We start from the raw sequence: 21,484 nt of genomic DNA on the forward strand, positions 1-21,484 counted from the left end.
TTTCGCCGCACGCGTTTGCCGTTCATGTGATAAGCCACGGTGTAGCAATCCCACCTGCGGACACGGCCCTTGTAGATCGGCACCACAGCGCTGCCATGCTTGATCTTCAAGAATGGCCGCCCTCTTTTACGGGTGCCTTCCTCGCTTGTCCTAATTGTGTCCTGCATACCACCGGATGAGGTGTCAACCTCCGGCGACACGATCTCTATAACCCCTTGATTATGTGAGCTTTGAGAAGTTTTCCCTTCGAGAAAAAAGGGCTCTATGATATAAGATTGGCAATCGAAGCCGAGTATCCATCGGCCTCCATTCGCTCCAGAATCCAAGCCGGTTCGAGTGTCACTTGGCCTGTTGAAAAGATCAATGGGTGAAAAGCCCCCTGACGGTGCAGGGCGTAGGCGAGCACTCGCAGAGCGGTTTGCTGGCGCTGGTAGATTTCGCGACGGGCGCTCAATGCCGCTCCGCACAGTCGCTTCATCCCACTGAAGAAGCTCTCGATATGCCGGCTCTTCTGCCGCCCAGCTCGGCTGACATAGTGGGCGCTGGTGCCGTGCGGCTTCAGCCAGGTGGCGTCCAGGGCGAGTTCTGTGGCCTGCTGCACGCCGCCTTTCTTCGCCACAGCCTTCAACGCCGCCTGCACGTCCTTGCGTGCGCTGAACTTTTGCAACGCCGTGTAGTGCGGCAGCTTGTGCTGCAAGCCCAGCACGCGGCGCAGCCCGGAATGGCCCTCCAGCCAGTCGATGACTCCTCGGTTGGTCGTCTTGAGATAAGTCTTGAGGATCAGGCTGCTCATCAACTGCCGTTGCGTGAAGTCATGGCGGCTTTTGATCGAGCCGCAATCGGCCAGATGCCTTGCTCCGAGCTTCATGGCGAGTTGCGCGACTTGTTCAATCCGTGACTTCATTCCGTTTCTTGATCACTCTTGCCAAAATCAGGAAAATGGTTTCCACAAGGCAAGTGCCACTCGAAGCTACGGAAGACCAAGCACAAAATCGACCAGCTCCTGGCACTCGAAGAACGACGGGCCGACCTTGTGACCTTCGCCGGGAATGACTTTGACGCTGATCTGACCGCCACCAGCTTCGTAGCGTTCTTTGAGCAGCTGGGTGTTCAAATCATACGGCACTACGACATCGGAATCGCCATGCACGGCGAACATGGGCACTTTGTTCGCGGCGAGTCCGGCGAGATTGTCGATGGGATTGAACTTGCTAAGCTTGGCAACGAGTTCGGGCTCGGTCATCGCGAAGTCGGCGAGCGTTTGTGGCTTCGAGTTCTTCAGCGGCCAGCTTGCGAGATTGCAGACGGGATAGATGCCCACCCAGGCACGCACTTTGTCGGGATTCCGAAACGCCCACGCGAGTGTCATCATGCCACCGCGGCTCTGGCCGAGCAGGATCGGCTTCGCGGAAAAGCCGCGCTTCACCATGTCGTCATAAAACAGCGTGAACTTCGCCGAACTCGCTGGTGAGCCGCGCACCTCTCCGAGATCGAAGCCTGCGATGCTGATACCCGCCTTCATGAAGGCCTCGAAATACATCTTCCGCCCCACGATCGAGACGCCGCCGTTCAAGGTCGGCGCATACCACAGCCATGGCTTGCCCTCGGCAGGTTTCGGCGCGGCATAAACCACCGCTTTGTTGCCGCCGACCTCGAATTTTTCGGCCTTTTTGGGTAGGCTGTCTTGAGCGATGGCTTGATGCGCAAACGCGAGCGACAGGAGCAAGGCGATGAGTTTCATGGGTTGGATCGATGTAAACGAAGGTGGCGGTGTTCTTCATGCCAATCCTACCACGGCGTGAACCGCAGTCCGAACAGCGCGAGCACGCTCACGCCGAGCACGCTGAGCGCCGGGATGAAAAAGGGATCGTAGAAGTCGATGACGTGCGGACGCTTCTCCAGCACGACGACTTTTTTCATCTCGTCGATGCTCTTGAAGACGCTCGCCAGCGCCTCGGGCGTGACGGCGTTGAAAACTTCACCACCAGTGGCGCGTGTGATGTTGGTGAGTGGCTCGGAGATTTTGTCGCCCGTGAGCATGATCGTGAAGACGGTGATCTTTTCAGCGCGCAGATGCTCGATGACGGCAGCATCGAGCGGCGGATTAATGTCGCTGCTTTCGCCATCGGTCATGAGGATGATCATGCGGTCGCCGGTGGGACGCAGGGCGAGCAGATCGGCGGCACCATGCAGGGCTTTGCCGATAAAGGTGCCGCCCCAGAGTGCATCGGGCAGTCCATGGCGACCCATCGAAGGCGGATCAAGCTTCGGGTTGTTCGGTTCGATGAAGCGCTTCGAGAGCGGGATCGACTGCGTGTCGAGCGTGAGCGGCAGCCAGTGAATGAAGGTGCGCGAGAAAATGGTGAGCCCGAAGGCATCGCCCTGGCGATAGGTGATGAACTGCTCGATGGCATCCATCGCGGAGTCGAAGCGACGATGACGTCCCTTGGCCTGCGAGCCGTGGTCCTCGGCCATGCTGCCGGAGGTATCGAGCACGAACTGCACGTTGTTGAGCTTCCGCTCCACTTCCGGCGGCGTGTAGGTCATCGGATGCGCGAGAAAAACGATGGCCATCGCGAGCAGTGCCGCTGGCAGGCAGTTCGCGCACAGCACCATGAACTGCAGGATGCGTCCGCGTCCCTGATGCCCATGATCAAAGGGCATGGCGATAGGTTGTCCGCGCCGCGTCCATTCCCAAAAGGCGAGGATGACGGGCAGCGCGAGCAGGCCAAGCAGTTGCGGATGCTGGAAAATCATGTGGCGGGTTCGACCGTGTAAGGCTTGATGACGGCGGCGATGTCAGCGCTGGGCACGGGTGAGCTGGGATGATGCAGCCAGTGCTGGAGTTTCTTCAATGCCTCGCCGGTGCTGCCATGGCTTGCGATCTGGTCGAGCGAGGTGTGCATGGGCTCGGCATTCAGCGCGAGTTCGTTGCGCCAGCATTGCAGCATGGCCATTTCCATTTTGGCCTTCGCATCGGCGTTGAGCGTGCCCGCTTCGAGTTGCACGAGGAAGCTGCGCATCATCTCGGCGAGCGTGGGCGGCGGCGGGCCTGCATCGGGCACTGCGGGCGGTTTCGGTCGCTTCCAAAAGATGAGCAGGAGCAGCCAGCCGATCCATAGCAGCGTGAGCACGGCCATCGTTTCGTAATAGCGACCCCCCACATCGACGCGGATCTCCTCGGTCTCCTGAATGCGCGTGTCGAGGTTCTTCGAGAGCTTCGGGTCGCCTTCGAATTTGAACGCCGGCAAACCTTCCAACGTGCTGCCATCATCGGCGACGAGGTAGTCCTTGAGATCGAAGGTGCCCGCGCGATTGACGATGTATCGCAAGTCGTAGATGCGGCGATCCGGGCGCTCAGTGATCTCGGCGATGCGCACGTTCACCGCCACGCCCCACTTATACGGTGCGACAGCAAGCAAGGGGCCGCTGTAAGTGACGATGGCTGCCTGCTCGACGCCGAGCGGCACGCGCAGTGAGTCGTCGCTGGTTCGCGTGGCGATGTAAACGACCACAACGAAGGCGATGAACGCAGCGAGCCAGAGCGCATGCTTGCGTTTCATCGGCCCGAGCTACCTCCGAAGCCGCGTCGGTTTAAAAAGTGGCGTAGCTTGCCGAGGATGGGCTGGTCGGTGCGCAGGAGCAGGTAGTCGATGCCGAAGCGCGTGAGTTCGCTTTTCCATTCCTCGCTCTTGATGAAGGCACGACGTCCGTGACCGACAAAGCTGCGTCCTGACTCGGCCTCGCTGCCACGGAAGATGCCCGCACCTTTGATGTTCAGCTCGGCAGGATCTTGCAGATGCAGCACGAGGCAATCATGCTCCTGCGACATCACTTGGAGTGCCGCGAAGGCATCGGGATCATGCAGATCGCTAAGCACGATGACGGTGGTGCGACGCTTCAGGGATGGCGCGACCTCGCGGGCGCGTTTGGCGAGCGAGGTTTCTTCGAGGAAGTCGTGCAGCCGCAGTTTATGCGACCATTCCATGACGAGATTGCGTGAAAGCGTGGGCCGCACATGCAACTCACGCGCACCGCAGCCGAGCAGGCCCACGGGCGTCATGCTGGTCTGCGCGGCGAGCGCGATGCCGGTGGCGATGCGCACAGCCCAGGCATACTTGCTCAGCGTTTGCGAGGTGATGCACATCGACGCCGATGTATCGAGCAGGAGGTAGAGCGGGATTTGCTTCGGCTCCTGATACTCTTTGATGAACAGCTTGCCGACACGCGCGGAGACTTTCCAGTCGATGAACTTCACCGGATCGCCCGCCACATAGAGTCGCGACTGCGCATACTCCAGGCCGCCGCCGTGGAAGACGGATTCCTCCTGACCAAAGTTGAGGCTGTTGGCCAGTTGCTTGACCGTAACCTCAAACTGCCGCGCATCGACGGGATCGGGATTGAGCTGGACTTGGCGTTGCATGGGAGGTTTCCAACTAAGGAGACGCTGATTAAAAGCAAGGGTTTGCAAAAAGGCTCTCCTTGAGCGCTCACGCGCTGTTTTTTCTGCCTCTGCGCTGAGGCGTAAACCCTGATTATGCAAAGGGGTAAGCGAACGGTGGTGGGCGGGCTTCGATTGGCGGAAGATGGTGCCCATCTAATGGCGTTTTTGACGGAATAGTGAGAGCTTGAGCACTCGTTTTCTTGCGTGCTGGCTGACCCAGCCGCCTATTGCAAAGCCATAGGATCGTAGTGTCGCCAAGATGGCTTGGTTGTGACTGTTGAGCCCGAAGTACCGGAACAAGCTCATTCGATTGAAGGCCACCATGATGAAGCTGAACGAGGCTTCGGTGGCCCAGAAGTCCTGGAGGCAAAAGGAGTTCCGACACATCGACAAGGAAGTCACCCGGCGGGTTCCAACCCTGCCACACCCGTGTGCGAGTAGGATAACTCGTTTGACTCACAGCCCCGGCGGATGCCTCGCGACGTAGCCTTTGATGGGGCGGGAGCGGGTGGACCATTTGGGGCCTTCGTTTTCGCCGTTGTAGCCGGTGTCTAGCCTCAAGCCAGCGACGACGATGAAGGTGTGGCCGCTTTTGGCATAGACGGTGACGTGCTTGCCGACGCCGCGGCTGCCGTAGCTGCGGAAGCTGCCGGAGGTGCCGGGACTCTTGATCAAGCCGGCGCCGCGCAGGGCGTAGGACACGGTGCCGGAGCAGTCGTAGCCGGAGTCACTGAAGCTGCGGTGGCCGCCGCCATATTTGTAAGGCAGCCCGACGATCTGGTTTCCGGCATTGATGATCTGCATGACCTGCCTGGGCAATCCGGCGGGTGGCACGGCCCGGCCGCCGACGATGACGGCAGTTTTTCCCCGCGAGTAGCTGTACTCCCAGCGGCTGGGTTTGGACCCGCAACTGCTGAGCAGAGTAGCGGCAGTGAAGGCAAAGATCAGGGTGAACCAGGTCCGGGGAGACATGCAGTGATGCTATGAAGAAAGCCGCTGCTGGATCAAGCGCGCCGTTCGCCGACGATGAGGAAGTTATTGAAGGGGGTGCCACCCCACATGGGCTCGATGCGCACTTTGAGTCCGGCGGCGGTGAGCACGCGCTGGAACTGCGCGGCATCGGGATAGCGCGTGGGGGCGGCTTTCATCCAGAAGCTGAGCTTGGCGATGTAATCTCCGAGCACGGTGATGCGGAAGCGCCAGGAGTCATCGCGGAGGCCGGAGCGGATGATGAGCTTCCCGCCTGCGGCCACGCGGGCGGCGGCGGCAGTGAGCAGGGCGTCCTGCTCGGCTTCGGTGAAGAATTGCAGGATGTCCAGGATGACGACATGCCCAGTGAAGTCGGGCAGGCCGGTGCGGGCATCGCCGGAGGCAAAGGCGAGATCGCGATGCCCGGCCCTGGCGGCCATGGCCTGGGCGGAATGGATCTTCCGCGTGTCGTAGTCGAAGCCGGTGACGGGTGCCGCATGGCCGCAGGCGCGCAAGTAATGGGCAAGCAGGCCGATGCCGCAGCCGATGTCCAGCAGTGGGAGGGGGCTGCCGGTGACCTCGCGCATGACGGCGGAGTACACGGGGTCGCTGCGCAGCTTTGACCGCGTGTAGTGCAGCTCCCAGCGGCCTTCGCAGAGGCGGGCGATGGTTTCGAGAGCGTGAGGACTGGGGACGGCGTTGCTCATTTTTTCAGGGGATTGCGCCCACGCAGGAGCAGCAGCGGCAAACGCCAAAGGAAGCCGATGAGGAGACGCGCGTGCATCCAGGTGAGCAGGGTATTGTCACGGAAGTAGCGGAACTGCGAGACGCCGCCCTGCTCGGGGGTGAGATAGCGCACCTTGGTCGGCACGGCGATCATGGGCACGCCCTGCCAGGCGAGGCGCACGGCGATCTCGGTATCGTAATCAAAACGGCGAGCCCAAAGCGTGCCACGAAAGGCCCGCAGCAGCGCCGGGATGGGATACAGCCTCATACCAAAGAGCGAATCGGGGATGCCCCAGTTCAGGGTTTCGATGTTCGCCCAGCCGTTGGAGATCTTGCGGCCCTGCACGCGCAGTTGAGGCGCCTCAGGCCCGAAGACCGGGCAGCCCATCATCGCGCCCTCGGGGTGCTTTTGCGCTAGCTCGATGAAGTGCGGGATGTCCTCCGCCGGGTGCTGGCCGTCGGCATCAATGGTGAGCACATGGGTGAAGCCGGCGTATTGGGCCAGCCGGATGCCGTGCAGCACGGCGGCGCCTTTGCCACCGTTCTTCGGGATCTCGATCACGCTCAGGCCGGGGTGCACGGCGAGGAGAGGCTTCAACAGATCAGCGCTGCCATCGGTGCTGCCATCCATGACCACCCAGACCTCCGGCCAGTGCGCCAGCACGTCTGCCACGGTCTGTGGCAGGATGCGACCTGTGTTGTAGCTGGGGATGAGGACGAGGAGTTTCAAAAAAGGCAGTCGGGAAAAGGGCGCGCACGGTGGGGAGGAATCGCCCGCTGTCCATCCCATCTGCTGGCTGATCATGCAGCCGCAAAGAAGCCGACGTTTACCTCATTTGCTCTCAGGCATTGCCTGCGTAGCATCCGCGCCCCCATCATGCGCCCCCCTGGCCGTCGCCCAACTCATCGCCCTGCTACGACACCACCCATCTCCACCACATCGCTGGCGGAGATCTCGCGTGAGTTTGACGCCTGGCGCAAAGCCCAGGAAGGAAAGCCCACCCGCGCCGCCCTGCGCGATTTCTGGCGCGCCCGCGACCCGAAGCACGGCCCGCGCCCGGACTACCAGCTCTGGCGGCATCTGCACTGCCCCGACTCTCCGCCCGAGAAGCGCCTGGACCTGAATGATCTCGCCGCCCGCGCCCTGAAGCAGCGCGAGCTGCCGCTGGCCGTGCCCGCGCTGGTGCTCGTGGTCGGCTGGCTCATCGAAGGAGCGCGCTCCACCCGCGCCCTGGAGGCTCTGCGCACCGAGTTGGGCCGTATTGAAAAAGCACTCACGGAGCCAGCGGGATCACTCGTACTCTGGCTGGCACATGTGGCGGCTGGCCGCGAGGGTCTGCTGCCTGAACTGAGTACTGTTTTGGCAAAAGTGGACCCCACATGGAAAGCCGGCCGCGCTGTGGATTGGAGCCTCCTTTCGCAGACAGCCTGGCTGCCCGTGCCGCCACGTCTGCTCGAAAGATGGGTCATCACCGCGCTGCGCGACCTCGTGAAAAACGATGCCGCCTGGAGCCTCACCACCCTCCGCATGGCCCGCAGCCTGCGCCCGGCGAAAGCACCTGCGAGGTTCCCGGAGATCGAGATGCTGCTCGACACCGCCGCGCTGCATCGCAGCGCCGGACTGCCCATCGAGGCCCTGCGCCTCACCGCCCTCGCGCTGCATCTGCTGCCGGAGCGAGCCCCCGAAGCGCTGCGCCAGCGGTGCTGCATCGCCGCCTGGTTCCACGCCGAATCCGGCGTGGCCGCACCACCGGGGCTGCGCGTGAGTTTGGACGATCTCCCCTTCCCTGGCGATGGTCCCGCGACTGAGAAAGGCCAGGAGGCCGCACGGCTCTTCCGCGATGACGCGGATAGCTTCCAAACCCAGCTCCTCGCCGAGATCGAAACCGATGCCGACTGGCAGAAGCTGCGTGGTGCGGGTGTGGTGCTGCATCACCCGCTGGCCGCGCTGGCATGGATCGGCAAACGTGCCCAGTCCTACGCGCTGAAGAAACAGCAAGACGTCCTGCAAAGCGCTGCCCGGTTGGCGCTGCGGCATCAATCGTTGGGCACACTCGCCCGACTGCGCGCTGAATTCCCCGAGTCTGCCGAGGCCGTCATCGAGCTGGCCCGCGCCCTGCGGGAAAACCAGCGCCGCATGCCCGTGCTGCGTGATGAGGCCGAATGGCAGCGCGCCACCGCCTGCCTACGCACTGCCTGGGGCAAGCTCGAGCCCACGGCCATCAAGGATGAAGAGACACTCTTCTTCCTGCACGAGACGCTGCTGGATCGGGAGGTGACTCTGACCCGCTGCCTGCCCGAAGAGCTGCGCCTGCTGGCCCTGAAGCATCTGCACGGACGCCGCGCGCCCTCGGTGCTCGTCCAGGCGCTGGATGAAGAACCGAAGCTGCTACAAAGCCTCGAACATCAGCGCACCGTCGAGCTGTGGTCCATCTCCAGCGAGATGCGCGAGCGTGCCGAACTCGCGGGCTCCGTCTGGATCAGCCTCGTCTGCAAAGGCGATGCCATGACGGGGAAGTACAGTTGGATCGCCCAGAGCGCCACGGGTCGAAAAACGAACCAAGCCCGCGTGCGCACAGCGGGAGATTTGAAACCGCTGCTAGATGAGATCATCCAGGCCGCGCGCGAGCTGTGCGCTGACCTGCGCAGCCTCGTGCTGGCTGTCGATGCCACCTTGCTCGCGCAACTCGGGGCATTCTCCGAGGTTTTGCCCGGCGTGGTCGTGACACTCGTACCAGGCTGGGAATGGGCCTTCCGCACCCGGCGTGACTCCGCGAAGTCAGGCAGCGAGGTCAGCTTTGAAATGCTGCGCCCGGAGGGTAGCCTGTCCCCTGCCCCGCACCTATCCCAGCCCCCGCTCGGCCCTCTCGCCAGCACTTGTTTCCTGCTCAGTACAGCGAATGCGGCGGATGCAGCCACCAAGTGGTCGCCCATCACTGCTGAATCCGACGCGGTGACACGCCGCTCTCTCGCCATCGGCGCGCATGGAGTGGTGATCAGCTTCGGTCCGGTGAAGAGCGGCAACTTTAAAGATGATCTCGTCCGCCTGACGTTCGCGCAGCGTGGCCGAGCCTTCCTCATCGCCGCTCGTGAACTGTCGGCAGACGAACAAGCGACCTGCCTCCACGCCCTCACGTCACCGCCGCCCGCCACATCGCTCACCGAACGCGTGCGGGCCCTGATCGTCGCCCAGCCAGGCCTGTGGTCCGCCTTGGGAGTGCTCGAATGATTCGCCGCGATCATGCGTTCCCACGTCATGCTTCGCGCGCTCGTCTTTCTGCTCTCCGCCATCAGTTCACAGCTTTGGGGAAACCAACCGCCCAACGTCCTCCTCATCATCACCGATGATCAGGGCTACGGCGACTTCTCCATCCACGGCAACACGCACCTTCAGACACCGCACATCGACAAGCTCGGCCAAAGCGGCGTGCGCTTTGACCGCTTCTTCGTAAACTCCTTCTGCGCGCCGACTCGCGCAGCCCTGCTCACCGGACGCTGGCCGCTGCGCACCGGCTGCCACGGCGTCACGCACAACCGCGAGGCCATGCGCCCTTCGGAAGTCACAATGGCCGAGGCGTTGAAGACATCCGGCTACCATACCGCCTGCATCGGCAAATGGCACAACGGCGAGCAATTCCCCTTCACGCCGCAGGGCCAGGGTTTTGACCATGTCTTCGGCTTCAACAACGGCCACTGGAACAACTACTTCGACGCCACCCTCCTGCGCGGCACCCAGCCCGAACCAACGAAGGGTTACATCACCGACGTGCTGACGGATGACGCGATCAGCTTCATCACCGCCAGACAGAAGCAGCCCTTCTTCTGCTACCTCGCCTACAACGCACCACACTCGCCTTATCAGGTGCCGGACAAGTACTTCGAGAAATTCAAAGCCAAAGGTTTCGATGAAAAAGTGTCCGCCTTTTACGGCATGTGTGAAAACATCGACGACAACGTGGGCCGCCTGCTCGCGCACCTCGATGAACTCAAGCTCGCGGACAACACCATCGTCCTCTTTCTCACCGACAACGGCGGCACCGCAGGGGTGAAGACCTACAACGCCGGAATGCGCGGCGGCAAAACCAGCGTGCATGAAGGCGGCACGCGCGTGCCACTCTTCATCCGCTGGCCTGCGGCTCAATGGCAGCCGCAGCTCGTGAAGCCCATCACCTCCCACATTGATCTCTTCCCCACGCTGCTCGACCTCTGTGGCGTGAAGCTTCCTGATGGCCCCAAGCTCGATGGCATCAGCCTCCGTCCGCTGCTCGAAGGCAAAGCCGATGCATGGACCGAACGCACGCTCTTCACCCACAATCCCATCGACGAGACGAACAAGTATCCCGGAGCCGTCCGCACCCAACGCCATCGGCTCGTCCGCGAGATCAAAGGCCCCGCCGGTGGCTCCAAAGCCAAATCCAACGATGCCAGCGCCAGTCCCTGGCAGCTTTACGACATGGAGACCGACCCCGGTCAGGAGAAGGACATCGCTGGCCAGCACCCCGACCTCGTGCAAAAGCTCGCCGCACAGTACGACTCTTGGTTTGCCGACATCTCCAGCTCCGGCATGCAACGCTTCCCTCTTCCCGTGGGTCATGCCGGGCACAACCCCGTCGAACTTCATGCCCCGCAGTCCTACTTCGACAAACCCCTCCACTTCGCCAGCGGACCCGGCTTTGCCAACGACTGGCTCACCGGCTGGACCGACCCCGAGTCCAAGGTCTGGTTTGAGATCGATGTCGTGTCCGAAGGCAAATACGAAATCGAACTCGCCTATGCCAGCGATGCCGCAGATTCACTGCTGCACCTCAGCATCGGTGGCCAATCCGTCGAAGTCCCCATCCCCGCAGCTTCAGCGCCGGAGATTCCCCTTCCGCACCGAGATGCCGAAGGCAAAGCACGCTACCGGGATCGTTCCTGGCAGTCCTTGAAGGCTGGCACACTGAAGCTTCCCAAAGGCCCCGCCAGACTCACGCTGAAGCCACTGCGCCTGTCCGGCGCACAAGGACTGGACGTCAAGCATGTGAAGCTCACCAAGCGCTGATCTCACACCGTCTCACCACGCTTCAAGTCCGGCATAAGCCTCACAGGCTTCGTGCTCGTGCGTCCCGTTTGCGCCAACTCCAGCACGAGTTTCGATAGCCGCTTAGCAAACTTCGCCGCATCCGCCGAGTAGCGCGTCACCCGTGGCACCACATGTTCGAGGAAGGCGTCGTCATCGCGTGACACCACCACGAAATCACGCGGCAGCTTGTACCCACTGCGCAGCAGATGAGTGATAACCGTCAGCGTGTGAATGGAGCGGGCCACGACAAAGGCGGTCGGCGCGGGTTTGCGCTTCAGCAGCACATCCAATTGCTCCACGACTTGCTCGGCGGTCTCATGGTGTTGCAGCAGGATTGGCGTGGCATTCGAGGTCGTGAAAGCTTCGCGAAAGCCGTGCTCGCTCTCCACATCACCACCATGCGAGGAGCCCGGCAGCAGCAGCGCGATCTGCCGGTGCCCTTTCTGCATCAGCATCGTCGCGGCATGACGGCAGGTGGCACGGTAGTCGAGGTCCACCGATGGCAGGTCGATGCCATCCGCGCACGACCCAGCGATCACAGCCGCCAGCTCTTGATCAGCAACCCAGCGCTGCATGGCAGGAGTCGAACGAAAGAGAACCCAGGCGGCGGCTTGCACGCGCTGCGTCAGCTTTTTCAACCCGCCCGCAGGCTTCGCCACAAAGCAGTGCGCGCTCGCGTGAACTTCCAATTGGTAATCCGCCTCCGCCAGCAGCTCGCGCAGCGCATCCACCCAGAACAGCACAAAAGGCGGCATCGCCTGCTGCGGCACGGGAGACAGCAGCGCGATCACTCTCGATCTGGTCTTGCCCGGCTGTTTCACCGTCGCGGCCAAAATGCGGCGCCTCTTGTTTTCTACCACGCTGATCACCCCTTCGCGCTCCAGTTGCACCAGCACCGCCCGCAGCGTCGGGCGGCTGATGCGCAGCCGCGTGCAGAGCGTGCGCTCGGAGGGCAAAACGTCCGTCCATTCACCCGCCAGCAAAGCCTCGCGCAGAAAGTCCGCGCTATGTGTGATCAAAGAGGGCCTGGGTGGAACGGCGTGCATGATTCGACCATCATCATGCCCTGGTCATCGCATTTGACCAAGGAGAAATGCGGCAACGTCTCGTTTCGTCATTCATCATTTCCCCTCCCATGCTACCGCATTCCGACCTCCTCCAACTCAAGCGCTGGAACACGCCCACCATCTACAATGGCTGGGAGCAGATCACCAAACGCGATCCTGCCGCCGATGCCTTCAATCTCGAAGAGACCCGCGACTTCATGCCACAGATGGGACCGATGGTTGGCTACGCCATCACCGTCGTGATCGAGCCAAGCAACAAGACGCATCGTGAGGACAATCCCGACGCCTGGAACGAATACCGCCGCTATGTCGCCAACATTCCCGGCCCCAAGATCGTCTGCGTGCAGGACCTCGACAAACCGCGCACGATCGGCTCCTTCTGGGGTGAGGTGAACAGCAACATGCACCGCGCCCTCGGCTGCGTGGGCACCATCGTCGATGGCGCGATCCGCGATGTCGATGAAATGACCAACGCGGGCTTCAAAGCGCTCGCCCGCCGTCTTTGCGTAGGCCACGCGCATGTGCATCCCGTGCGCTGGAACTGCGAGGTCGAGGTCTTTGGCCGCAAAGTCGCCCCGGGAGATCTCATCCACGCCGACAAGCACGGATTCCTCGTCATCGAACCCGAGGCACAGTCGCAGATCCTCGAAGCCTCGCGCTTCATGGACGCCAACGAATGCCAGACCGTCATCCCCGCTGCGCGTGGCAGCGCCGGACTCAGCAGCGACCAAGTCCTCGCCAATCTCGCCGAAGCCGGAGCCCAGTTCGGCAAGAACGCCAAAGCCAAATTCCAACGCGAAGGTGAATGGTAACATCATGCGTTTCATCCTTCTCATTCATCCCATCCTCTGTGGCGCTTTGAGCGCCGCCGACTTCCAAATCGAAAACAGCACCGTGCTCACCAGCGCCGGCGCATACCATTGGTCGCAGTCCCGCCCCGCCATCCTCCCAGGCAAAGTGATTGTCACGACTCAAGAAATCGAGAAACGCGGATCGCATGGCTACCGCGACATCTACCTCACCGAATCAACCGACGACGCAAAGACCTGGAGCACACCCAAACGCATCGACGCGCTGAATCGCCGTCGCTTTGAAGACGGCATCGAGCGCGTGATGGGCGACATTTGCCCGCAATGGCATGCCGCGACGAAGAAGCTGCTCGTCACCGGCAAATGCTTCGGCTTCCTCGCCAACGCGAACACCAACAAGGCCAAGGACGACCGCTCGCAGGAGCGCGTGGCCTATGCGGTGTATGATCCGATGACAGACGTGTGGACCAGTATGAAGATCATGCAGATGCCTGAGAAGGATCACGCTGGAAATCCCATCATCGAGCCGAACGCTGGCTGCCATCAGCGCCACGATCTCCCCAATGGCGATGTGCTCCTGCCCGTGCGTTACCGAGTCGATCCCAAGAAGCGCGTTTACATCACCATCGTCGCGCGCTGCGCCTTCGATGGCGAGACACTCGCCTATCGAGAACACGGCAGCGAGCACAGCATCAGCATCCCTCGCGGCCTGTATGAACCTTCCGTTTGCGCGTTAAAAGGCCGCTTCTTCCTCACCATGCGCGGCGAGCAGAATGGCCACGTCGCCCGCGGCAACGACGGCCTCAACTACGATCCGGCCATCGAGTGGAAGTTCGACGACGGCAAGCAGCTCCTCAGCGCGAACGCCCAACAGCATTGGATCACCCACGGCGACAAGCTCTACCTCATCTACAGCCGCAAAGGCGCGAACAACGACCACGTCTTCCGCAGCCGCGCGCCCATCTTCATCGCCGAAGTCGATCCCGACAAGCTGCACGTCCTCCGTGCCACCGAACAGGTGCTCATGCCCGAAACCGGCCTTGATCTCACCGGCGGCTTCGCGCCCGTCGTTGTGAATGAAAACGAAACCTGGGTCATCAGCAGCGAGATGGCCTTCCCCGAGAGCCGCAAAGACGAAAACAACCGCGTGCTGCTCGCCAAGATCTTTTGGAACCCTTCCCGCTAACAGGGCGCTGATGAAGTAACATGCCACGCCCCACTGACTTCGATTCAGACCACCCGACTCGCGAGAGATGATCGGCGTTCGGAAAGAGCCCGGAAACGGCGGGGCAAACTGGATTCAACCATCATCAAGGTAACATGCGAAAAGGTCGTCAGGCGGGAACTCCACAAGCCCCATGAAAGGAATGTCCGGAGGATCGTGATCTTGTTTCCATGAAGTTGCTCCTTCCTCTCCTGCTCCTCATCTCCGGCATCGCTCAGGCTCAGATGGCGAATCAACCGCCGATGCCGCAGTGGATTGGTGTTTCGACGGAGACGGCAGCAGGGATCGAGACGCGCTTTGAATCCCAGGGCCGGCTGCTGAAGGCGATCCTGCTACTCGCCTGCGAGACGGACACGGAGGTGAGCTTGAGCGGCAAACCGGTGCAGCAGGTCAAGGCGACTCACGATCAGCCTGCGGCAAGTCTGGATCTCACCGCGCTAATCACTCCTGGATCGAATGTGCTGCGCCTCAAAGCGGCCAAACCACGCGTGGCGGCGCTGCTGGAACTGAATGGCGATCTCGCGTCGGTGCGCTGGATTCCGACGGATGCCACATGGACATCGCCTGAGGGGAAGGTGGTCGTAAAAGGAGAAGTGGATGCAGTGAAGAACCCGTTTGATCTGAAGAAGACCTTTGATGCCTACAATTCCTGGCAACTCGCGAAGCCGGGTGCGCAAAGTCAGGCGACGGATCCGAAGGATTTCACTCTGCTGCCCGGCTTCAAGGCTGAGCTGGTTCGCTCATCACAGCCGGGTGAAGACTCGTGGGTGGCGATGGCCTTTGATCCGCAGGGGCGAGTGACTTTGTCCAAAGAGAAGAAGGGGCTGCTGCGCTTCGATCCGAAGTCGGGCAGCATGACGGAGATCGAAAGCACACTGCTGGAGTGTCGTGGCCTCGTGTATGCGCACGGCGTGCTTTACGCGAACGCGAACAACAGCAAGGGGCTGTATCGCCTGCGTGACGCGGATGGCGATGGTGTCTTCGAGAAAAAAGAGGAACTCATGCACAGCGAAGGCGGCGTGGGGCATGGGCGGAATCACATCAAGCTCGGCCCCGATGGGCGCATCTGGGTGGCGCATGGAAACAACGTGCTGCTGCCGAGCCCGCTCGCGGAGGATTCGCCGCTGCGGAACTACGCCAATGATCAGGTGCTGCCGAACCCATGGGATGGCAGCATGTTTGACGGCACGGTGGAGCTGCCCGCCGGGCATGTGATCGCCTATGATCCAAAGACGAGCCGCATCGAGCTGGTGGCTGGCGGCCTGCGCAACCCGCTCGACATCGCCTTCAATCGCGAAGGCGAGCTTTTCACCTTCGATGCGGACATGGAGCGCGATGTGGGCACGTCGTGGTACATGCCGACGCGTGTACTGCATGTGGTGCCGGGTGCGGATTTCGGCTGGCGACGCGGCACCGGGCGGTTTCCGTCGTGGTATGTGGATACGCTTCCGAGCGTGGTGGACATCGGACTGTCATCGCCCACTGGCATCTGTTTTGGTTATGGCGCGAAGTTTCCGAAGAAGTATGAAGACGCACTCTTCATCCTCGACTGGAGCTACGGTCGCATCATCGCGGTGCATTTGAATGCGAAAGGCGCGAGTTACACGGGCACGCAGGAGACATTTGTGTCAGGTCGTCCGCTGAACGTGACGGATGCCTGTGTGGGGCCGGACGGCGCGCTGTGGTTCACCACGGGTGGACGCGGGACGCAGAGTGGGTTGTATCGGGTGACGTGGGAGGGGAAGGCTGGTCAAGAGGGTCAAGATGAAGGTCAAGGGGTCAAGGACCTGCGGGCGCTGCGCCATGAGCTGGAGATGCTGTGGCCGAAGGATGCCAAGGAGGCGTTTACCGCGATCATGCATCTCGAACACGAAGACCGTCACATTCGTCATGCGGCACGGATGGCGCTGGAGAGAGCGCCGACGAAGCTTTGGATAAAGGAGATCCTTGAGGAATCTGCCGGCTGGCGCGGCATTCTTGGTTGTCTGGCTTTAGCGCGTGTGGGCGAAAGCGCTGATCGTGCTCGCATTCTCGTTCGGCTGGATACCCTTTCATGGGATCCAATGAGCGCGGAACAAAAACTCGCCACCCTGCGCACGCTCAGCGTCACGCTTGCTAGGCTGGGTGAGGATGCCTCGGCTGAAGAAAGAACGCGGCTGCTCACCTGGCTTGAGCCGCTCTATCCAGCGCCAAAGCGCGAGATGAATCAAGAACTCTGCCGACTGCTCATTCGACTCGGATCAAAACAAGTGCTGGCAAAGACGCTGCCGATGCTGCGTGAGGCGACGGCGAGCGAAGACCTCATCTTTTACCCGATGCATCTGCGCTATCTGAAACTGGGCTGGTCGCTGGACTCGAAGCGCATCGTCTTAGAGGCGCTGAACCGTGCGGAGAAGCACAACGGGGCGAGCACTTACTTCAAAAGCATCTCAGACACGCGCAGTGAACTGGCGGCGGCGCTGAGCACGGAGGAGATGTCAAAGCTGGCTGAGGTGGTGCATCCGCCGAAGCCTGCCGCGCTTTCTCCGCACGCGATGCCGGGTCACACCTTCCGCGTGTGGAAGCTGGAGGATCTGGAGCCGCGACTCGCCGAAGTGGGCAAAGGCCGCTCGTATGAAAAAGGCAAGGCGGCGGCCATCGCCTCGCAGTGTGTTTTCTGCCACACGATGAGCACGGATCGCAGCCTACCAGCAGGTTTGTTTGGCCCGGAGCTGGTGCAGGTATCGGCGCGCTTCGGGCGGCGTGATCTGTTGGATCACATCCTGAATCCCTCGAAGATTGTGGATGAGAAATTTCGCTTCGTGACGATCAAGCGCGCTGATGGCAGCACGGTCATGGGCAGCCTGGAAAGCGAGGACGATGAGCTTGTCGTGCTGAAACCCAATCCGCTCTCGCCTGAGACGGTGGAGGTCGGCAAGAGTCTGATCAAGGAGCGCAGCGTGTCGGAAACATCCCCCATGCCTGCGGGCCTGCTGAATGCTTTGAAGGCAGAGCAGATCCTGGATCTCCTGGCCTTCATTGAGGCCGGTGGTGATGCGAAGAAGGCTCACTTCCAGCCCTGACGCGTCAGGTCATGCGGCAAGGCTTGGCTCGAGTGCATCTGCATCAAGCAAATGAATCTCTGACAGCTCAGCCGTGGCGGCCAGCCATTCAAACGTATGGTGATAGAGTTCGAAATACGCATCGACGAAGTGCTCGACCATGGTGCCTAATCTGACGGCATCCAAAATACCCAGACCAGGCCTGAGCGCGAGGTTTCCCCAGTCTTGATTCAGCATGCCGATGGCAGTCTCCACAGGTATCCCGGCGAGGTAGGCGGCCAGACAGGGCACCTGCGGCCCCAGATCTGGCCGACATGACATGGCACGGAGAGACGTGAGTGCGTTGAAAACCAGGCCGCTAATTCTAGGTGTAAGATAGCGCAGGGTTTCGTGCAGAGACGGGTTTTCGGTCGCATCCACATGGCGTATGCCGAGTGCCTGATAGGCATTGAAGAGGGTCATAAGGCGTCGCATTTCCGCCATCTGCATGGAGAGAACGACGTAGAGGCAGGTTTGATCCGGCAAGTAGGCCTGACGGCTGTGGAGGACTTCCGGTAGCAGATTTACAGGTGTAAGAGAGAGCAGTCCCAGCGCGGCGGTGAAGCGCGACTCCAGACGCTTTTCATACATGACGAGCGACTCTTCGGTGAACTCCATGGAGACAGCCTGACGTTCGAACTCTTCGCGATAGAGCGTCGGGCTGTGCTCGTGCACGCCATACTGGTGGTTGTCCAGCGGCATTCGTGCGAGGGCAAAGGCGTGCCCCATTTCCAGATCACGGCATCGCTGCCATCCCATGTTCCAGTCATGCCGCAGGGCGCGCATCAGATCACAGGTCTCCCGCATCCAGGCACGGCACTCGCAGATCTCTTTTTTCAAAGACGCGAGATTGACGGGACTGTTGCTGCCTGCCACGAGGCCGCAGAGTACCCGGTCCGAATGGGCGAGCCCACGAAAGTATCGGACCACAGAGTTGAGCGGCTGGGTGACTTTCAGTCCCTGCTGCACGATCTCCTCGGCGGCGACGATGCGGAAGAGTACGATGTTCAGCCCCAGATCCTGCTGGTAGTAAAACTGGGTGGTCTGGCGGGCTAGATCATTGAAATCACGGAACAGGCTGGAGGCGTCTGCGGTTCCAAGCACCAGCGGGGGCAGGTTCAATTTGCCAATCAGGTCGATGCGCACTTTGTCCGAGGGACAGAACAGGGAGCCTTCCGGGGCGATGTCCGCGCTGCTCCGTTCTGACGCGGCCGGCTTTGAGAATCGCGCGGCCAGCAGAGGCAAGTTATCCGGCAGCCGTTCCACTTTGATTCCAGACTGGACCTTGAGGCAAATTTCCTTCCAGGCGCGCTCAAACCGTCCGCGTTCAGGCAGAGCTGCGGCAAAATGCTCCGAACCAACGATCAATGCCTCAAAGTGGTCTGCCTCCCTCACCATGCGGCGCAGCGGACCTGCGCTGGCGATTTTGGCGACGGCCATGAACCCCCAGACCGGACGTTGCGTGAGCCAGATAAACCCGTGCAGCAGTCGCATCCGCCGGGCTGTCCTCTTGGGGGCCACCTTCACGGCGTGGGCCAGCGCCGCCTCCCAGGGATCACGACGGCAGACCGCCCAGTCGAGCCAGGCATTGACGCCACGAAAGATTTGCAAAAGCAGCCCGTGAATGCCGGCGGGGTTGCGCCCCATTTGATTGCAGATGGCACCCGCCAGCTCTCGCACGGTGCAACTGGCTGCGAGAGGAAGTCCGATGATGAGGACAAGATCCTGACTCAGCCAGCCGGAGAAGCCATGACGCACCTCCATGCGGACACTCATGGAGTTGTCTGTCAGCACCTCCATAGGCGGGACGGAGCGGCTCAGTTTGGTGAGATCGGAGATCAACTCGAACAGGTCCGGGTGCCCGGCGGCCCTCAACTGACGGGTGGATGGGCGGCGCGGAGCACCTGCCAGCAGGGGTTTGAATAAAAGAAGGCAATTGATGAAACCCAGCGCCACCAGCCCCAGTCGAGTGGTCGCCCACCAAGTCGGGCCATGCCCCAGCGTCAGGTCTTCGACAGCGTAGTGGAACTGCCAAGTCAGGTGCCAGCCTGAAACAATCAGCAGAGTCACAAAGGCGGCGGGCAGGATCAGCACCACCGAGAGGGGCAGAAGCAGGCGAATCCAAGCCAGCTTAGAGCGTAGGAAATAGGAGCTCTGTGGCGGCGTAACAAAGGAAAAGCTGGAACGTGGATCAGACACGAAAGTGCAGAAATTTGCTGCCGCACTGCCGCCTTCACAAGATTTCCGGTATAGGACCAAAGTCTCATCCACTGCACTGCGATCCAAGCCGGGCACTTCCATCCTTGAGTTGCGAAGCCAGTGCGGGAAGACTCGCCTCATGGAAAAAACGGAGGCGATCATCATCGGCCGCACGCGCTACTCGGAGACGACACTGATCGTCCATTGGTGCTGCCCGGAGATGGGCTTGTTCAAGACCATCGCCAAAGGCGCACTGCGTCCGAAGTCGGCGTTTTCTGGGATGCTGGATCTTTTTGTCTCGGCTGAGATCCGCTTTGCTCGCGCGAAGTCGGGGGACCTGCATACGCTGGCAGAGGCGCGTTGGACGAATCCGCGCCTCGGTCTTCGGCAAAGCTATGGGCGTGTATTAGCAGCGACGTATCTGGTGAAGCTCGTGGAGCTCGTCGTGGAACCACATGCGCCGATCCAGGCGATTTATGAGCTGCTGGTGAAGGCGTTGGATTATCTGGCGGAGCATGATCCGAGCCGTGCGCTGGTGGAGCGCTTCGAGCTGCGGCTGGCAGAGGATCTGGGACTCGTGGGCGAGCGTGCCACGGGGGCTGGTGAGTCGGCCCGCGCCATTGAAGAGAACTTTCACCGCCGGCTGCCCGTGCAGCGACGGCAACTTCTCGACTGGATCACTTCACAAGCAGCGTCGCGAGGCTGAGGAAGACGCCCATGCTGACCACGTCTGTGGCGGTGGTGAGGAAGATGCTGGAAGCCGTGGCTGGATCTGCACCGCAGCGGCGAAGGATGAGTGGAATAAGCGCACCACAAAGGCCGCTGGTGACACAACTGGCCACCATGGAAAGCCAGACGACACAGGCCAGAACAACGGCCTCGGGATTGTGCTGCATTGCGGCATAGACATACATACCGAGACCGGCGCTGATGCCGACGAGCATGCCATTGAACAAACCGAGCATGCCTTCCTTCATCACGAGGCGGCGTTCATCACCCGCCTCCAGATCACCCATCGTCATGCCGCGAAGTGTGACGGCCAGCGCCTGACAGCCGGTGTTTCCCGACTGACCCGCGAGCACGGGCAGGAAGGCTGCCAGCAATACGATGCGCTCAAGGGTGTGCTCAAACAGGCCGACGACAGCGGCGGCGATGAAGGCGGTGAGGAGATTGATCTGAAGCCAGGGATGCCGGAATTTCAGACTGCGCAGCAGCGGCGTGCTCAGTCGTTCCTCCTTCTCCACCCCGACCATGGTTCCCGCCTGGGCGCTGATCTCGATGGCGCGTGCCTCGAAGAGATTCTGGCCGCGCACGAGTCCGAGCAGTCGGCCTTCGGCATCGCAGACGGGATAGACGGGGATGTGGCGGTTCACGGTACTCTTCATCGCTGCGGTCAAAGCCATGTCGGGCTCGAGAGTGAAGACGTCTTTGTACATCACTTCGGAAAGCAGCGACTCGGGCTTGCCGAGCATGAGGTCGCGGAAGACGAGCACGCCGAGGAGTTTGTTCGCCTCATCAGTGACGTAGCCGTAGGTGATAAAGGCGCGCTTCGTGAGCTTGCGTAGCGCCTCGATGGTGTCATGCACGGTCATGGTGGGCCGGAAGACGGCCACGGGCGACTCCATGAGCCAGCCGACGCTGTCCTCGGGATACTGGCGGTTGTGCATCCATTGGCGTGATTTCTCGATGGGTGCGGCGGCGAGGATCTGACAGCGATGCTCATCCTGCATCTCGTGTAGCACCTGCTGAGCCACCATGGGATTCAGCGCCTCCAGCACAAAGACACCTTCCTCCGGTGATTTCGTCTCCAGCAAATCCGCGACTGAATGGGGTGCGAGTGTTTGTACCTCGTCGAGAAGTTCGTCCTGGGATTCGGTGCTCATGTGTGGGCAGATTAAAGCGA

Annotated in this window: 17 protein-coding genes; 6 read left to right on the plus strand and 11 right to left on the minus strand. The window is 61.2% G+C overall.

What is annotated here, in order from left to right; genetic code table 11:
- Positions 1-262: 262 nt before the first annotated feature.
- From AC6FTP_RS15505 to AC6FTP_RS15540, 8 genes are all read right to left on the minus strand, one after another.
- A complete protein-coding gene (locus AC6FTP_RS15505; protein ID WP_497207824.1) occupies positions 263-904 on the minus strand; it encodes a transposase in 642 nt (213 codons plus the stop codon).
- A 66-nt stretch (positions 905-970) separates the two neighbouring features.
- Entirely contained in the window at positions 971-1,741 is a 771-nt protein-coding gene (locus tag AC6FTP_RS15510) for an alpha/beta hydrolase family protein (RefSeq protein ID WP_497207825.1), read from the minus strand.
- 47 nt (positions 1,742-1,788) lie between these two features.
- A complete protein-coding gene (locus AC6FTP_RS15515) occupies positions 1,789-2,757 on the minus strand; it encodes a vWA domain-containing protein (RefSeq protein WP_497207826.1) in 969 nt (322 codons plus the stop codon).
- Positions 2,754-3,563 (minus strand): hypothetical protein, encoded by an 810-nt coding sequence (locus AC6FTP_RS15520; RefSeq protein ID WP_497207827.1) that lies wholly within the window; start codon positions 3,561-3,563, stop codon positions 2,754-2,756. The genes AC6FTP_RS15515 and AC6FTP_RS15520 overlap by 4 nt, the downstream gene beginning before the upstream one ends.
- The gene (locus tag AC6FTP_RS15525; RefSeq protein ID WP_497207828.1) at positions 3,560-4,423 is read right to left on the minus strand and encodes a DUF58 domain-containing protein; all 864 of its coding nucleotides are present in this window, start codon (positions 4,421-4,423) and stop codon (positions 3,560-3,562) included. Before AC6FTP_RS15525 ends, AC6FTP_RS15520 begins: the two co-directional genes overlap by 4 nt.
- A 477-nt stretch (positions 4,424-4,900) precedes the next feature.
- Positions 4,901-5,416, minus strand: a complete 516-nt coding sequence (locus tag AC6FTP_RS15530) for a C40 family peptidase (RefSeq protein WP_497207829.1) — start codon at positions 5,414-5,416, stop codon at positions 4,901-4,903.
- A gap of 32 nt (positions 5,417-5,448) precedes the next feature.
- Positions 5,449-6,120, minus strand: coding sequence for a methyltransferase domain-containing protein (locus AC6FTP_RS15535; RefSeq protein ID WP_497207830.1), 672 nt, complete (start codon positions 6,118-6,120; stop codon positions 5,449-5,451).
- Positions 6,117-6,869, minus strand: coding sequence for a glycosyltransferase family 2 protein (locus AC6FTP_RS15540; RefSeq protein WP_497207831.1), 753 nt, complete (start codon positions 6,867-6,869; stop codon positions 6,117-6,119). The genes AC6FTP_RS15535 and AC6FTP_RS15540 overlap by 4 nt, the downstream gene beginning before the upstream one ends.
- Before the next feature lie 147 nt (positions 6,870-7,016).
- Between AC6FTP_RS15540 and AC6FTP_RS15545 the strand changes: the two genes are divergently transcribed.
- Positions 7,017-9,368, plus strand: coding sequence for a hypothetical protein (locus tag AC6FTP_RS15545; protein WP_497207832.1), 2,352 nt, complete (start codon positions 7,017-7,019; stop codon positions 9,366-9,368).
- A gap of 27 nt (positions 9,369-9,395) precedes the next feature.
- Positions 9,396-11,180, plus strand: coding sequence for an arylsulfatase (locus AC6FTP_RS15550; RefSeq protein ID WP_497207833.1), 1,785 nt, complete (start codon positions 9,396-9,398; stop codon positions 11,178-11,180).
- A gap of 2 nt (positions 11,181-11,182) precedes the next feature.
- Here the strand turns inward: AC6FTP_RS15550 and AC6FTP_RS15555 are convergent, their stop codons facing one another.
- Positions 11,183-12,220, minus strand: coding sequence for a substrate-binding domain-containing protein (locus AC6FTP_RS15555; RefSeq protein WP_497207834.1), 1,038 nt, complete (start codon positions 12,218-12,220; stop codon positions 11,183-11,185).
- Positions 12,221-12,336: 116 nt separating this feature from the next.
- Here AC6FTP_RS15555 and AC6FTP_RS15560 point away from each other — a divergent pair, with 116 nt between their 5' ends.
- The 3 genes from AC6FTP_RS15560 to AC6FTP_RS15570 all read left to right on the plus strand — a co-directional run bounded on the left by AC6FTP_RS15560 (position 12,337) and on the right by AC6FTP_RS15570 (position 17,364).
- Positions 12,337-13,080 carry an RraA family protein gene (locus AC6FTP_RS15560; protein ID WP_497207835.1) on the plus strand — a complete coding sequence of 248 codons (744 nt, stop codon included), beginning with the start codon at positions 12,337-12,339 and terminating at the stop codon, positions 13,078-13,080.
- A gap of 4 nt (positions 13,081-13,084) precedes the next feature.
- Positions 13,085-14,263 carry a sialidase family protein gene (locus tag AC6FTP_RS15565; protein ID WP_497207836.1) on the plus strand — a complete coding sequence of 393 codons (1,179 nt, stop codon included), beginning with the start codon at positions 13,085-13,087 and terminating at the stop codon, positions 14,261-14,263.
- A gap of 209 nt (positions 14,264-14,472) precedes the next feature.
- A complete protein-coding gene (locus tag AC6FTP_RS15570) occupies positions 14,473-17,364 on the plus strand; it encodes a DUF7133 domain-containing protein (RefSeq protein ID WP_497207837.1) in 2,892 nt (963 codons plus the stop codon).
- 9 nt (positions 17,365-17,373) lie between these two features.
- Here the strand turns inward: AC6FTP_RS15570 and AC6FTP_RS15575 are convergent, their stop codons facing one another.
- Complete coding sequence (locus tag AC6FTP_RS15575) at positions 17,374-19,581, minus strand: hypothetical protein (protein ID WP_497207838.1); 2,208 nt, start codon at positions 19,579-19,581, stop codon at positions 17,374-17,376.
- A gap of 139 nt (positions 19,582-19,720) precedes the next feature.
- Between AC6FTP_RS15575 and recO the strand changes: the two genes are divergently transcribed.
- Positions 19,721-20,287, plus strand: coding sequence for a DNA repair protein RecO (gene recO, locus AC6FTP_RS15580; RefSeq protein WP_497207839.1), 567 nt, complete (start codon positions 19,721-19,723; stop codon positions 20,285-20,287).
- Here the strand turns inward: recO and AC6FTP_RS15585 are convergent.
- Positions 20,259-21,464 (minus strand): magnesium transporter, encoded by a 1,206-nt coding sequence (locus AC6FTP_RS15585; protein WP_497207840.1) that lies wholly within the window; start codon positions 21,462-21,464, stop codon positions 20,259-20,261. The genes recO and AC6FTP_RS15585 overlap by 29 nt on opposite strands.
- Between the last annotated feature and the right edge of the window lie 20 nt (positions 21,465-21,484).

The sequence above is a fragment of the Prosthecobacter sp. genome, from assembly GCF_044378005.1.
Lineage (GTDB): Bacteria > Verrucomicrobiota > Verrucomicrobiia > Verrucomicrobiales > Verrucomicrobiaceae > Prosthecobacter.